This is a genomic window from Gottfriedia solisilvae (assembly GCF_002128405.1).
Taxonomy (GTDB): Bacteria; Bacillota; Bacilli; order Bacillales; family Bacillaceae_G; genus Gottfriedia; species Gottfriedia solisilvae.
Window position 1 is genome coordinate 807,743 of the sequence record NZ_NETJ01000002.1, and the last position, 13,972, is coordinate 821,714.

The window sequence follows — 13,972 nt, forward strand, 5'->3', positions numbered from 1 at the left end:
TTTACGAAGACAATAATAACGTATTATTAGTAGATTACTTAACCAAAAAGGGAATAATTTTGGATTGAAATCCATTATATGTAGTAATTAAGTAATTCAATTTTTGGAGGATGAATCTATTATGGCTGAATTAATTTACCATGTTGCTGTATCAATAGATAATTTTATATCAGACAAAGGTATGCTTGAAGGAGATATACAAAATTCTCTCTTTTTATTTGAAGGAGAACATGTTCCTGATTTTTTAGCAGATATTCAACAATATGATGCTGTGTTGATGGGGACAAAAACATATGAGTTTGGATTTCAATTTGGAGCGAAACCAGGAGAACCTGGCTATAAAGGATTAAAGCATTATATATTCTCAAATTCATTACAGTTTGAATCGAATGAAGAGGTAGAATTAGTAAAAGGAAACGCGATTTCTTTTATTGAAAATCTAAAACAGCAAAAAAGTGGTAAATTGTGGCTATGTGGTGGAGGAGAATTGGCAGGTTCGTTGCTGAAACATAAACTGATTGATCAGTTGGTACTGAAAATTAATCCAATAATCGTCGGAGAGGGTACTTCATTATTTGGTAATGAAAAGTCCTCTCTTACATTAGATTTAAAAGAAATGAAACTTTATCCAAACGGAGTGATGAAGTGTACTTACAATATGCATTATGTTTAGGGAAATCTATTATTTTGTTTGAACTCAAATCTACTAATGGTCGTTTCGAATAAGTTACAAGGGGCTGTGAGTCAGTCCCTTTTTTATATTATTTTTCATTTAGTTATAAATGGTAATCATACTGATACAAAAGTGATAAATGGGTTTTACAAATGATAGGACAATATTCATTAACACTAAAAAGCCTCTATGATAAAAGAGTCATTTGTTATGAAAAGGCTAATAAGTTCGCGAATTTAAAAGGTAAAAAATGGATGAGAATAGAATATAAAAATAAACCTCAAAGAATATGATCCTTATGTAAAAACCCAAAAAGGAGTGGATAAGCATGTCCAAGTTTAGGTTAATTCCTTACAAATTGGAAGAAGTTAAAGGGCGTACTAAAGAAATACCTGTTGGTGTCCGTTTAATCGAAGCTGAGTCTATCTGGGAAAAAGGGTTTCAAGGAGAAGATGTGGTTGTTGCAGTGATTGATACTGGCTGTCAAACAGACCACTCAGATTTACAGGACCGTATTATTGGTGGATATAACTTTACAGAAGACTATGGCGGAGATCCGAACGTGTTTTTAGACAATAATGGTCATGGGACACATGTATGCGGTACAATTGGTGCCACTCAAAATGGACAAGGTGTAGTTGGCGTTGCACCAAAAGTAAAGCTACTCGTTTTGAAAGTACTAAATGGTCGAGGGGAAGGTAGCGTAGAAGCTGTAACCCAGGCGATTGAATATGCAACATCTTGGAAAGGCTGTAACGGAGAATCTGTTCGAGTAATTTCAATGTCATTGGGCAGTCCGGAAGATGACCTTGGTTTACATGAAGCAATTCAAAAAGCGGTAGAGCAAAATATTGTGGTCGTATGCGCAGCCGGTAATGAAGGTGATGGCAGCGGAGAAACTAGTGAATATAGCTATCCGGGTGCATACCAAGAAGTGGTAGAAGTAGGATCTGTCAATCTTCAAAAGCGTTTATCCTATTTTAGTAATACAAATGACGAGGTCGATTTAGTAGCACCAGGGGAAAAAATTCTTTCCACGTATCCAAGAAATCAATATGCTTCTCTCTCCGGGACATCTATGGCAACACCGCATGTATCTGGAGCAATTGCTTTATTGATTCATCAATATGAAGCTGAAAATAATGAGCGAATTACTGAATCAGAAATTTATGATTTATTAATTTCTCATACAATTTCCCTAGGATACTCTAAATTAGAAGAAGGAAATGGATTATTACAGCTAGGTATTAATGTTCCTGCTAAAAATTAAATGAAAATTTAATAGATAAATATAAGTCCCGATAGCTATTGCGATTGGGGCTTTTTTAAGTTTCTATTAGAATTGTTCTATATAATATGTCAATTTAATTTAGAAAAAATTAAAGGTTTTCTTTTAATAATATGGAATATATTTCCTAAAGAGGGTTTTTAAGCTCAATCTAAGATTTAATAGGGGGAAAACAATGAAAATAGGCTTTTTAATTATAGACATGCAAAAAAATTTACTAAATGATCAAAAAGAAGTGATGAATGTTGATGGTGCTTGTGAGTATATTAATTATGTTGCAGAGAAGATTCGTGAAAAAAATAATGTAGTTATACATATTCAAGACGTTGAGGGCGCAAGTGATATTCATGATGATTCCATATCAATTATTCCAGAAATTAAAGTAGAGCAAGAAGATATTTTTATTCAGAAAGTACATTCTAATGCATTTTGGGAAACTGAATTGGAACAGGTGTTACGTGACCAAGGAATTAACTTAGTGATTATTGCAGGATTTGCTGCAGAACATTGTGTACTTTTCACTTATAATGGAGCAATGGAAAGAGGTTTTAAACCAGTCATTTTACAAAATGGTATTTTAAGTACAAAAAGTGATGTGATTACACAAACATATCGTGATCGTAATATTATTTCATATTCAGCGATTCCGTTTATTGGCTAATCATGAGTTGAAAAGTAACAGTAATAAAAAAAGACCATTAAGGTCTTTTTTTTATTTCCGGAAAGCTGAGTGAACTCGGGAGACGTATAATGGCAAGAAGAGGCTAATCATACACCTTAGGAAATCTTACATACAGGATTTGAATGAAACAAACATCAAAAAAAGAGCCTTTTGCAAGGTGAGTTATTCAAGGTCATTGTGATAAACAATAACTGTATACTAATCACTGCATGTGTACCTACTGCTACTCTTAGCTGTTAACGTAATGTTTCTCTTAAATCTTTGGATGCCGTTTTTCTTAAATCAGTGGCTATAACTTAATCTGTCAATCCGCCCATGCTAGCTATAGTTTGTAAGATATTAGTCATGATTGTTCACCAGTATACGTTAGGAATTCTTTTAAACGCTGTATATGCTCATGACCATTTTTCGTATCATCTAATAGAATTGTTTGTAAATCCAAATCTTGAGCAAGTCCACTCATTGTTGCTGATTTAGTAAGGCATAGACTTTTGAAAGTAATTAATTCATGTAATTCATAAAGCCCTAAAGTTCTTTTCATTTTTGTCCTCCTAATATAAACATCCACACTATCTTCTGTTTTTACGATTCTTCTTATTCATCCATTCCCTAATTGCTCTTCAATATTTTTGAATCCAAAATAGAAGGATAACAAACCACACGAATGGTGACATTACATATAATGGAGTTTTGATGAAGGTGACGTAATGGAACAGGAAGGTTTGCCATTCTACGAGACAATGGAAGCTCATGAAATCATTAATTTAAAAACTATTGGTTTACTAAAATCTAAATTAATGATGGAGTTTTTTTCGGTTATTCAGAAACAACTGGTTATGCAGGCAGTCAGGCTGAATATATGAGAGTACCTTATGGAAACTTTACACAGTTCAAGCTTCCGGAAAAGTGTGAAGTAGAGGATAGAAAGAAAATTGGTTTTATTTCCAGATGCTGATTAACAGCTTACTGGAGAGTTGATAACGCAGGTGTAAAACCAGTTGATAAAGTAATCGTTTTAGGGTGTGGAACTGTAGGGTTACTTACGCAAAAGTTGTATCAAAGTAATCTTAAAGCCATAGTGTACTCGCTGAATGGTTTTTGAAGCAATAAAAAATCTTCAGTATAAACACAAAAATTACATAAAAAAGAACCATTTCCAAAAGGAAGTGGTTCTAGTTTGAAGACATTCTTTTGATTTTATAATGAAACTTTTGCTAAATATTCTTCAAGTTGTTTGAATGTGCCACCGAAGCCTTGTTTCATTGACTCATGCCCAGCTTCGTATGATTTAATTTCTTCTTCAGTTGCATTTATTGGGTTCCCTCTTAATGTAAGAGTCGTTTTACCATCATGTTCTTCAAGCGTTAAAATATTATGAACTTCTAATGGCCATGGCCATGTTTCAGGAAAGGGTGAACTAGTGATGTTACCATCTTTATCTGAGAATGAATTTACAAATTCAATTTTTTCTGGTTCAACAATTTCACCATAAACAAAAAGTCCCCACATTTCAAATCCTTCAGGTGAACTCATACTATAGTGGAATTTTCCGCCTGGTCTGAAATCTAATGATTCAACTTTAAGCTCTAAGCCGGTTGGACCCCACCAGTTTTTTAAATGTTCTTTTTCAGACCAAACTTTAAAAACTAATTCACGAGGAGCATCCAATACACGTGTAATCACAAGTTGACTTTTTTCTACTTTAAATTGGTTTTCATTCATTATAAATTCCTCCAAATATTTTTTTAAAATGATATAAGTAATTAATTATGTTTATAATTTAGAAATAAGGCTTGCAAGGCGATCTAAAGTCTGTTTGCCACCTTCAATTGCACCAAATTGAATGACATTATTGCGCTCTTTTGGTGAAGCAAATAATGAACACATAGTAAGTAAGGTTTTGCCTTCGTTTTCCACAAATGATACTGTTACTTCAAATGACCCAGGATCATTTTCCTCGCCTGAACCGTGTTTATAAACAAGTTTTTCCGGTTTTACAACCTCTATATATTGAATTTGATTTGGATAATCAACTCCATCAGGACCATGCATGATAAAAGTCCAAGTTCCTCCTGGTCTTACATCCATTTCATGTGTTGTGATTGTAAATCCATTAGGTCCCCACCATTTCCCAATATGATTAGGATCAGTAAAAGCGCTAAATACTAGATCTCTTGGGGCATCAAACTCGCGATTAATTGTTATTTGTCTGTCTTCTAAATTTAATTGTCCATCTGTTAAATGACTCATCTTTTTCCTCCTTTATTAGTTAAAACTAAACATCCTTTCTAATAATTTGATATTAAAAGCGCTCGTATCATAGTTGCTGCAATTAAAGTATGTTATTTACCTTGTAACTTTTTTAAATAATCATCCAATCGATCCAACTTTTCTTCCCAAACGTGACGAAAGGATTCAATCCACGAATCCATCTCTTTAAGCGGTTGAGGTCTTAGTTTATAAATTCTTCGATTGGCAATTGGTTGAACTTCTACAAGACCAGCTTCACTAAGAACGCGGAGATGTTTAGAAACTTGAGGTTGCTTAAGATCCAACTTTTCAGCTATTTCTCCAACTGAAAGCGGTCCGTCACGTAATAGTTCAACAATCTGTAATCTGTTTGGTTCTGCAAGTGCGATCAAAGTCGAATTCATATTTGAAATATACCTCATGGAGAATATTCCTGTCAAGGAATATTCTGAAACGTTTAGATTTGTAAAATATGTAGGTGGAATGATTCGAAGCTGCTGAAGGATTTCTTAGAAGAAAATGGATTACTAATCCTAGTATGTTCTATATATAAATTGAGTATCCAGATCACAATTTAAAGTAAACCTCATCATTTTTGTCGATATTTTTTCCAATTGAGTAATCGTTTTTTATGTTACTATTTATTTGACTGAATTATTTGAAAATGTAAAGGTGGGTGTTTTTATGAGTTTGAAAGAGTATGAAGCTTCGTTTTTGGCTTATGTTAAGAAAATATTAAACATGCAAGAAGCAATTAGTGTTCTTTATTGGGATCTTAGAACCGGTGCACCTAAAAACGCAGTTCGTCAACGTTCAAATGTTATTAGTCAACTATCCTCAGATGTTTTTAAAATGAGCACATCAAAGGAAATGGAACATTATTTAATTACACTAGAAGAAGCGATCCAGGCTGGAAAGTGTACTTTAGAAGTCGAGAAAACAGTGGAGTTCTTGAGAAGAGAATTTGATCATAATACAAAAATACCTGTTGAAGAATATGAAGCATATGTAAAATGCCAGGCAGAATCTGAGAGTGTATGGGCAGAAGCCAAAACAGAAAATAATTTTTCAAAATTCGAACCATATTTAACAGAAATAATTGAGTATAAACGAAAGTTTGTAGAGTATTTAGGATATGGTGATTCAAAGTATGATACATATTTGAAACAATATGAACCAGGTATGTCAGTAGCAAAACTAGACGAAGTTTTTGCTGCTGTACGTGAAAAGTTAGTTCCAATTGTAAAAGCAATTTCTAATAGTGGCAAGAATTTTGAAAGAGAAGAAATGAAAGCAAATGTATCAAAACAAAAGCAAAGAGAAATTTGTGAAGATTTTTTAACTACACTTGGTTACGATTTTAATTCAGGTCGTTTAGATGAAACATCACATCCATTTGCAACAAATATAAACCTTGGTGATGTTCGGGTAACGACTAAATATCATGAAGATTATTTTGCGAAAGCGCTATTTAGTACAATTCATGAATGTGGTCATGCACTTTATGAGCAAAATATTTCAAAAAGTTTAGAAGGATTACCGATTGCCCAAGGTGCTTCGCTAGGAATTCACGAATCTCAATCACTTTTATATGAAAAAATGATTGGACAAAGCTTTGAATTTTGGAAGGGTAATTATTCTAAACTTACGAAGCAATTAAATGGTGTGTTAGATGATGTAAGTCTAGAGGATTTCTACAAAGCGATTAATCACAGTAAACCATCATATATTCGGATTGAAGCCGATGAATTAACATATCCACTTCATATTATGTTACGTTATGAAATTGAAAAGGACTTATTAGATGGGCTAATCCAAGTGAAGGATTTACCAGCAATTTGGAATAAAAAAATGGAAGAATATCTTGGAATCATCCCGCCTACAAATCGTGAAGGTGTTTTACAAGACGTTCATTGGTCAATGGGACTCTTTGGATATTTTCCAACTTATGCCCTAGGTGCAATGTATGCAGCACAAATAAAAGCAACAATGGAAAAAGATTTAACAAATGTAAATGAATTAATCGAATCTAATGATTTTCATTCTATACTGAATTGGTTAAAAATAAATATTCATCAATACGGAGCAACAAAAACTCCTCAAGAACTATTAAAAGATGTAACTGGTGAAGAATTAAACGTACAATTCTATATAGAATACCTGGAGAATAAATACGCCAAATTATATGAATTATCTTTTTCCGAGCAGAATATGGGATCAGAAGCATGACTTTCTTAAAATGTTTTGCATGAATTTGTAGCCGGAGAGTTATTTAGTTAGTAAATAACGCTTATCATCCTGCCAATAATAAATTGGAAATAATTGACCACTGAATGAAAAGATCAAATCAGTTATACTTAATTTGCACAACATAGAAATAAAAACTCCTTTGAAACGTTTAGACAATTCATTGGTATTCGTTCATTAAAATGGATGAATCCTTGAATTGTTTTTTTTATGTATAAAATTCCTTTAATTTACAAAAGGTAAGAAGTAGAAAGGATGGTAAATTATGCCTTTAATCTTATCTGTTGGAACAGCTGTTCCTGAACATAAAATAAACCAAGAAAACATTGTCCCATTTGTTAGAGAATTATTTTTAAGTAAATACCCATCAATCGACAGACTTTTATCTGTATTTCAAAATGGAGAAATTCAGTCGAGATATCTTTCTAAAGAATTGTCATGGTACGGCGTGACTCACAGTTTTGAAGAAAAGAACCAAATGTATGTTGAGACAGCAATTCAACTTTCTTTAGATGCATTAAAAGATTGTTTGGATAATAATGAGTTTTTATCTACAGAGATTTCGATTGATGAAATTGATGGGATCATTTTTGTTTCGTCTACTGGAATATCTACACCTACAATAGATGCACATATTGCGAATATCTTACCATTCAAATCAACAATTAAGAGAATACCAATTTGGGGATTAGGGTGTGCTGGTGGAGCAAGTGGAATTGCTCGAGCTTTTGACTATTGTAAAGCACATCCTGAGTCTAATATTTTACTAATTGCAGTAGAACTTTGTAGTTTAACATTTCAAAAAGACGATTTATCCAAAAGCAATATTATCGGAACTTCTCTTTTTGCGGATGGTGCAGCAGCGGTTTTGGTAATTGGTGATGAAAGCAAATTGAAGGAACGAACTATTCACGTTGCACTTCCAAATATTGAGCAAACACATTCAACTCTGATGTCAAATTCATTAGATGTTATGGGATGGGATGTACGGAATGAAGGACTTTTTGTTATTTTTTCAAGAGATATTCCATCGATTATAAAAAATTGGTTAGAGCCTGTCGTAACAAATTTTTTAAGTGTAAATAATATATTATTGAATGACGTATCACATTTTATTGCACATCCTGGTGGGAAAAAAGTATTGGATGCCTATGTTGATTCACTAGAAATTGATGAAACAAAGACAAGGATCTCGCTGGATATATTAAAAAAATATGGAAATATGTCTTCTTGTACTGTTCTGTTTGTTTTAAAAGAATATATGAAATTAGGAAAGAAAAACGAACATGGTTTATTATGCGCATTAGGTCCTGGATTTAGCTCTGAACTCTCACTTTTGAAATGGATTGAATGCTAATGTTAAAGATATTATTTGTGTTTATCATTTTTCAAAGATTAGCAGAAGTGTTCATTGCGAAAAAAAATGAAAAGAAATTAAAAAAGCGCGGTGCAATTGAATTTGGAAAAGAGCATTATAAATATTTTATTATATTACATAGCACATTTTTCATCTCAATAATAATAGAGAATACTTTTCTACAAGTTATTGAATTCGGATTTTTACCATCTATATTCATTATTTTCATTATTCTTCAGTTAGCAAGAGTATGGGTAATATCTACTTTGGGAGAACGTTGGAATACAAAGATTATTGTATTACCATCAGAAAAGTTAGTGAAAAAGGGCCTATATAAATATATTAAGCATCCAAATTATTTGATTGTCACAATGGAATTGATCATCATACCATTACTTTTTCATGCTTATATTACAGCGGTTATTTTTTCAATCTGTAATTTCATGCTTTTAAAAGTAAGGATAAAGGAAGAAAATAAAGCGCTATTATATTCAATTGAATAAACCATTGACATCAATCATATATTTGTTATTATTAATATAGAATGAAAATCATTATCAACTTCGAAAGGTGTTGGACGTCAATGGTTATTGGATTTGTGTCTGCAACTATTCTTTTATACTTTGGCTTAACTAAATATGTGCTAAAACAAGTTCAAAACTAGGTGATGTTACCTAGTTTTTTTATTTTTAATGAAATAGCCTATACATTCTTCTTCCCAATTAATATATATACGGATAAAATAATTTTAGGGTTTATTTGAGTTTGATATGAAATGGGGAAATCACGTTGCAAAATACTAAGGTTAACAGAGGGGATTTAATAAATAAGGTTTCTTCAGGAATCGAATTATTAACGAATCAAGAAAATTCGAAGGAATTATTCCAATTAAAAAAGTTAGCTTACAAAATACAAAATAAAGAAAGTTATTATGTTTTTTGTGGACATTTTTCAGCCGGTAAGTCTTCATTGTTAAATGATTTACTACAAGTTGAAAAGCTTCCTACAAGCCCAATTCCAACAAGTGCAAATGTCGTAAAATTGAAAAACGGTCAGAATGATTTATTAATTACGTTAAAAAATGGTGACATGTATCAAATTGAAGATGAAATTGAAGTTGAAGATTTAAAGAAACTTGCTAAAGATAGCTCTTCAATTATTGAATTAGAATGGAGCCAAGAATCATTTAAGATTCCTGAAGGAGTTGTATTAATTGATACACCAGGAATTGATTCGACAGATGTAGACCACTTAGATGCAACTAATTCTGTCATTCATTTAGCAGATTGTATTTTTTATTTAATGGATTATCAACACGTCCATTCAAAAACAAATATTGATTTTATTCATTCATTAATTGAAAAAAATGATCGAGTTTGTTTAGTTATTACTTGCATTGATAAGCATGATGAAACTGAATTAACCTTCGAAGCATTTAAGGATGGCGTCATTAGCAATTTAAAGAAACAAGGTTTAGAAAAATTAACAATTTTTTATTTATCGACAAGAGACAAATCAGTACAAAATAATGAATATCAATCTTTTATAGGTTTTCTGAACAATTTATATAAGCAACAAGAAACCATGCAAATTGAGCATGATTCTTCAAGTTTTAAAACCATAATGAAAGAACAAATGCAACATCTTGAAAATGAACAAATCGAATTGGATGAAAATTTTCCACAATATAAGGAAGAGTACAATGAGATATTGGCTGAAATATCTGTATTAAACAATGTAAAAGTTCAATTTGAAGAAGATTGTTCACAAACAACTCAACAAGTATTAACTAATTCAAACATTACACCCTTTGAAATGAGGGACTTAGCTTCAAACTATCTTGAATCAGAAATTGCTTTACTAAATAAAGGTTTTTTCCAATCACGAAAAAAACTTGAAATGGCTTCAGAAAATGCAAAACAATTATTTATAAGTAAAGTGAAAGAGCTTACAGAAAAACAAATTGAATATTTTATTAAAGAAGCGGCTAAATCTGCGGTTAATCGTATTGAAGAGATTAACATTGATTTGAATCAACATGATCATATTCTAGAGCCTAACCTTTCTGAAATGACGCTATGCCCAAAACCGACTCAATTAATTAATAATAGTGGTAACTACCTATTACAATATACGAAAGAAGTCAGTGACGGAATTAAAGCGGTTTATCGTAAAGCGATTAATGAATTTATTCAATCAGTAATAATAGAACTTTCTAGTTTAAGCGAAAAACGTTTAAAGGAACTAAATATAAAGAAAGATGAGATGGGTCAAAAAGTCAGAGAATTAGAAACAATTGATTTGAAGAATCATCAACTCATCCAATCTATTCAAGATATAAGAGAGATTTTAGAACACAATCAAGTTCAATCAGGTAATATATCAAATATTTTACCAATTCGTATGTCTGTAAGTGAATTAATCAAAAAAGATATATTAAAAGATGAAACTCAGTTCGAAGTGGATAATGAAGAGAAATCTATTACAAATCAAATTGATGTAGTTAAATATTCAAATGAAGAAATTCAATCAAAGTATGAAGTTGCTGATCTTTTACTTACTAAGCTTGCTAAAAATAAATATATTAAAAGTAAAATTGATGTTTTAATTGAAAAAAGAAATCAGATTAAATCAAATGAATATACAATTGCATTATTCGGTGCATTTAGCTCTGGTAAAACGTCATATATTAATACTTTATTGGGGAATCGAGTACTACCGGTATCTCCGCATCCAACAACAGCAGCAATATGTAAAATAAAAAAGTCAACAGTAGATTCAGCTAATAAGACGGCAGAAGTTACGTATAAATCATTCGAAACATTACAGGAAGAGTTTCTTGATTTTTTCAAAAAATGGGGAATTGATAGTAATGGTAAAGAATGGATTCAAACGCTAAAAGTTGTCATTACAAAACAGAAAGAAAAAGTTCCAACGGATGCACTCATTTATGCAGAAAGCGTTTGTCAAAACTATGAGGAAATGAGTCATTTATTAGGTACTACACAAACATATCAAATAGATGAATACGTTCACGTGATTAGTGAGGAAGTTAGAGCTTGTTTTGTAAAAGAGAGTACTGTTTATTATGATTGTGAATTGACACTAAATGGAATTGTATTAGTTGATACACCAGGCGGAAACAGTATCCACTCACGTCATACGGAGCTTGCTTTTGATTACTTGAAAAAAGCTGATTTAATTTTATATGTAGCCCATTACCAACACGCATTTACACGACAAGACGAATCATTCTTAATGCAGATTGGGCGAATGAGAGAAAGCTTTGATAGCGATAAAGTATATTTTGTATTAAATGCGTCTGATTTAGCGAAGGATGCAGATGAAATTACAATCGTGCAAAACTTCTTTATTAATCAGTTAACGAAGCTAGGGGTTCGTTTCCCGTCAGTGTTTCCAGTATCAAGTATGCTTCAAATGAAAGGCTACAACACTTCACCAATTGGTTTGGATCTTGAAGCAAATTACAGAAATCTGAATGATAAAATTCAAAACTATTTCCAATATGAAATTGCGAATGAAGTGTTTAAAACCTTTATGAACGATCTGTTGGTGATTGAAAAGATTTTAATTGATACGATTAAACGTATTGAAAGAATAAAGGTTGAAAAGGATCAATTTTTATCAGAACTTAACACAATTCGAAATCAAGTTCACACAATCAGTAAAAATACACTTCCTTCTTCATTACCAAGGTCATTTGAGAAGGAAAATGAACAATTATTATTTTTCATCGAAAAACGGATCGAATATCGTATGAGAGATTTATTCCCGTATTTCTTTAATCCAAGCATTTTCAATCATTCAACGAAAAATAGTAAGCAATTAGTTATTACAAAAATTCGTGAATTTATCTATGAAGTTTTAGAAGAAATTATGAAAGAATTGAGAATTACAGGTTATCGTTTAGAGAAGTTCTTAATGAATGAAATCAACATTACTCAGAATCGTTTAATTGAAGAAATTCATTCTGTTCAATCAGAATTTATCGTACAAAAAAATGAGGTGCCTGATTTAAAAACGATTCAGCTTGATAAGCCAGATCAATTCTTTGATGTGAACAGCTTTGAAAATTTAAAGTCGTACTATAAAAATCCAAAAAGCTTTTTTGTTGAAAATATGAAAGAAAATATGATTGATGAGTGTATTTCCCAATTAAAAACACCATTAAAAACCTACCTTACAAGCATGGAGCAAATTTTTATCAATCATTATCATGGTCAATATGTTGATTCACTTACTTCTTTATTTAATAAATGTGAGCAGCAAGTTGAAAGTGATATTGAACAATCAATCGAAGCTACAAATAACTTAGATGAAAATGTTGTCCAAGAAGATGTTTTAAAATTGTTTAAAAATCTGATCTAAATAAAGGTGGCCAAATACATTGAAATATTTTATTGATACGAATCTGGCAAATACATTACGATTACATCCAAATGTTGTTTTTTTAGATTGTCGATTTCAATTAGCTGATTCAAGCTATGGCTACAAAGCATATGTGAAAAATCATATTCCTCATGCTAGATTTGTTGATTTGAAAAATGATTTATCAAGTGAAGTCCAAAAACATGGTGGAAGACATCCTTTACCAGACGTAAATGACTTTAGTGAATTATTAGGAAAATTAGGAATAGATCAAAATACAATTGTGATTTGTTATGATGACGGATTCTTAGATAACGCAGCTAGATGTTGGTTTTTATGTCGCCTAGTTGGACATCAATTTACATTTGTATTAAATGGTGGATATAAAGAATGGGTCGAAAATGGATTTGAAGTGACAGAAGAAATTGCTAATGTCACACCAAAGAAATTTGAGGCGAATATAAACGATCATATGGTTAGTTTCATTTCTGATGTGAAAGAAAAGCAATTTAATGATAACGTAAACTTAATCGATTCAAGAGAATATATTCGCTATAAAGGTGAGGTTGAACCAATTGATCGGATTGCCGGCCATATTCCAGGTGCAAAGCATTCATTTTGGAAAGACGTTTTAAATGAAAATGGACGAATCAAATCAAAAGAAGAGTTACAGAATCATTATAAACATTTTTCAAAAGACAAAGAATCAATTGTATACTGTGGCTCAGGCGTGACAGGTTGTGTAAATTATTTAGGTTTAATAGAAGCCGAATATCCAAATGTAAAGCTCTATGCAGGCAGTTTTAGTGATTGGATTTCATACGAAGAAAATGTCGTGAATAAGGTCGATTTATAAGTTGCAAAATAATAAAGTATAGTATAGAATAAGGATACAAATTAATTAACAACCCTGCTGTGTGCGTTGTCAGTTTATGTCTTAAACCAATGAGAGTAGACAGGAAGACCGATATTTAAGTAACAACATCGTGCCTATTTTAGGAGGATGAAAGTTACTTGTGAGGACATCCACCTTAGAGTTTCGGTTTACTTAGACATAAAAGGAATAACGGCATTTGCGGGAAAAAA

At 31.7% G+C, this 13,972-nt stretch carries 13 protein-coding genes, 1 other RNA gene and 1 pseudogene; 11 read left to right on the top strand and 4 right to left on the bottom strand.

What is annotated here, in order from left to right:
* The first annotated feature begins 121 nt into the window (after positions 1-121).
* The 3 genes from CAB05_RS08840 (at position 122) to CAB05_RS08850 (ending at position 2,622) form a co-directional block, all read left to right on the top strand.
* A complete protein-coding gene (locus CAB05_RS08840) occupies positions 122-673 on the top strand; it encodes a dihydrofolate reductase family protein (RefSeq protein ID WP_087999454.1) in 552 nt (183 codons plus the stop codon).
* 328 nt (positions 674-1,001) lie between these two features.
* The gene (locus tag CAB05_RS08845; protein ID WP_087999455.1) at positions 1,002-1,943 is read left to right on the top strand and encodes a S8 family peptidase; all 942 of its coding nucleotides are present in this window, start codon (positions 1,002-1,004) and stop codon (positions 1,941-1,943) included.
* A 193-nt stretch (positions 1,944-2,136) separates the two neighbouring features.
* Positions 2,137-2,622, top strand: coding sequence for a cysteine hydrolase family protein (locus CAB05_RS08850; RefSeq protein ID WP_087999456.1), 486 nt, complete (start codon positions 2,137-2,139; stop codon positions 2,620-2,622).
* A 364-nt stretch (positions 2,623-2,986) separates the two neighbouring features.
* Here CAB05_RS08850 and CAB05_RS08855 read toward each other — a convergent pair whose 3' ends face one another.
* Positions 2,987-3,184, bottom strand: coding sequence for a hypothetical protein (locus CAB05_RS08855; RefSeq protein ID WP_087999457.1), 198 nt, complete (start codon positions 3,182-3,184; stop codon positions 2,987-2,989).
* A 166-nt stretch (positions 3,185-3,350) separates the two neighbouring features.
* On the opposite strand from CAB05_RS08855, the gene CAB05_RS22665 reads away from it, so the two are divergent.
* Together CAB05_RS22665 and CAB05_RS22435 are read left to right on the top strand one after the other, a co-directional pair.
* Positions 3,351-3,506 carry a spore coat protein gene (locus CAB05_RS22665; protein ID WP_087999458.1) on the top strand — a complete coding sequence of 52 codons (156 nt, stop codon included), beginning with the start codon at positions 3,351-3,353 and terminating at the stop codon, positions 3,504-3,506.
* Positions 3,446-3,694 (top strand): annotated as a pseudogene (locus CAB05_RS22435) (glutathione-dependent formaldehyde dehydrogenase); the annotation flags it as partial. The gene CAB05_RS22665 and the pseudogene CAB05_RS22435, both read left to right, overlap by 61 nt.
* 146 nt (positions 3,695-3,840) lie before the next feature.
* On the opposite strand, the gene CAB05_RS08870 reads toward CAB05_RS22435, so the two are convergent.
* The 3 genes from CAB05_RS08870 to CAB05_RS08880 all read right to left on the bottom strand — a co-directional run bounded on the left by CAB05_RS08870 (position 3,841) and on the right by CAB05_RS08880 (position 5,297).
* Positions 3,841-4,365, bottom strand: coding sequence for an SRPBCC family protein (locus CAB05_RS08870; RefSeq protein ID WP_087999459.1), 525 nt, complete (start codon positions 4,363-4,365; stop codon positions 3,841-3,843).
* 51 nt (positions 4,366-4,416) lie between these two features.
* A complete protein-coding gene (locus CAB05_RS08875; protein WP_087999460.1) occupies positions 4,417-4,893 on the bottom strand; it encodes an SRPBCC family protein in 477 nt (158 codons plus the stop codon).
* Between the two features lie 92 nt (positions 4,894-4,985).
* Complete coding sequence (locus CAB05_RS08880) at positions 4,986-5,297, bottom strand: ArsR/SmtB family transcription factor (protein WP_087999461.1); 312 nt, start codon at positions 5,295-5,297, stop codon at positions 4,986-4,988.
* A gap of 280 nt (positions 5,298-5,577) precedes the next feature.
* On the opposite strand from CAB05_RS08880, the gene CAB05_RS08885 reads away from it, so the two are divergent.
* The 6 genes from CAB05_RS08885 to ssrS all read left to right on the top strand — a co-directional run bounded on the left by CAB05_RS08885 (position 5,578) and on the right by ssrS (position 13,972).
* Positions 5,578-7,122 carry a carboxypeptidase M32 gene (locus CAB05_RS08885; RefSeq protein WP_087999462.1) on the top strand — a complete coding sequence of 515 codons (1,545 nt, stop codon included), beginning with the start codon at positions 5,578-5,580 and terminating at the stop codon, positions 7,120-7,122.
* Positions 7,123-7,405: 283 nt separating this feature from the next.
* On the top strand, positions 7,406-8,497 hold the full coding sequence (locus CAB05_RS08890) for a type III polyketide synthase (RefSeq protein ID WP_087999463.1): 1,092 nt from the start codon (positions 7,406-7,408) through the stop codon (positions 8,495-8,497).
* Positions 8,497-9,000, top strand: a complete 504-nt coding sequence (locus CAB05_RS08895; protein WP_235821401.1) for an isoprenylcysteine carboxyl methyltransferase family protein — start codon at positions 8,497-8,499, stop codon at positions 8,998-9,000. Before CAB05_RS08890 ends, CAB05_RS08895 begins: the two co-directional genes overlap by 1 nt.
* A 286-nt stretch (positions 9,001-9,286) precedes the next feature.
* Complete coding sequence (locus tag CAB05_RS08900; protein WP_087999465.1) at positions 9,287-12,886, top strand: dynamin family protein; 3,600 nt, start codon at positions 9,287-9,289, stop codon at positions 12,884-12,886.
* Positions 12,887-12,905: 19 nt separating this feature from the next.
* The gene (locus CAB05_RS08905; RefSeq protein ID WP_235821402.1) at positions 12,906-13,742 is read left to right on the top strand and encodes a sulfurtransferase; all 837 of its coding nucleotides are present in this window, start codon (positions 12,906-12,908) and stop codon (positions 13,740-13,742) included.
* A 48-nt stretch (positions 13,743-13,790) separates the two neighbouring features.
* A non-coding RNA gene (gene ssrS, locus CAB05_RS08910) (6S RNA) lies at positions 13,791-13,972 on the top strand.

Coding starts and splice junctions, on each gene's coding strand:
- CAB05_RS08840 (WP_087999454.1), top strand. CDS start 122: ATGGCTGAATTAATTTACCATGTTGCTGTATCAATAGATAATTTTATA.
- CAB05_RS08845 (WP_087999455.1), top strand. CDS start 1,002: ATGTCCAAGTTTAGGTTAATTCCTTACAAATTGGAAGAAGTTAAAGGG.
- CAB05_RS08850 (WP_087999456.1), top strand. CDS start 2,137: ATGAAAATAGGCTTTTTAATTATAGACATGCAAAAAAATTTACTAAAT.
- CAB05_RS08855 (WP_087999457.1), bottom strand. CDS start 3,184: ATGAAAAGAACTTTAGGGCTTTATGAATTACATGAATTAATTACTTTC.
- CAB05_RS22665 (WP_087999458.1), top strand. CDS start 3,351: ATGGAACAGGAAGGTTTGCCATTCTACGAGACAATGGAAGCTCATGAA.
- CAB05_RS08870 (WP_087999459.1), bottom strand. CDS start 4,365: ATGAATGAAAACCAATTTAAAGTAGAAAAAAGTCAACTTGTGATTACA.
- CAB05_RS08875 (WP_087999460.1), bottom strand. CDS start 4,893: ATGAGTCATTTAACAGATGGACAATTAAATTTAGAAGACAGACAAATA.
- CAB05_RS08880 (WP_087999461.1), bottom strand. CDS start 5,297: ATGAATTCGACTTTGATCGCACTTGCAGAACCAAACAGATTACAGATT.
- CAB05_RS08885 (WP_087999462.1), top strand. CDS start 5,578: ATGAGTTTGAAAGAGTATGAAGCTTCGTTTTTGGCTTATGTTAAGAAA.
- CAB05_RS08890 (WP_087999463.1), top strand. CDS start 7,406: ATGCCTTTAATCTTATCTGTTGGAACAGCTGTTCCTGAACATAAAATA.
- CAB05_RS08895 (WP_235821401.1), top strand. CDS start 8,497: ATGTTAAAGATATTATTTGTGTTTATCATTTTTCAAAGATTAGCAGAA.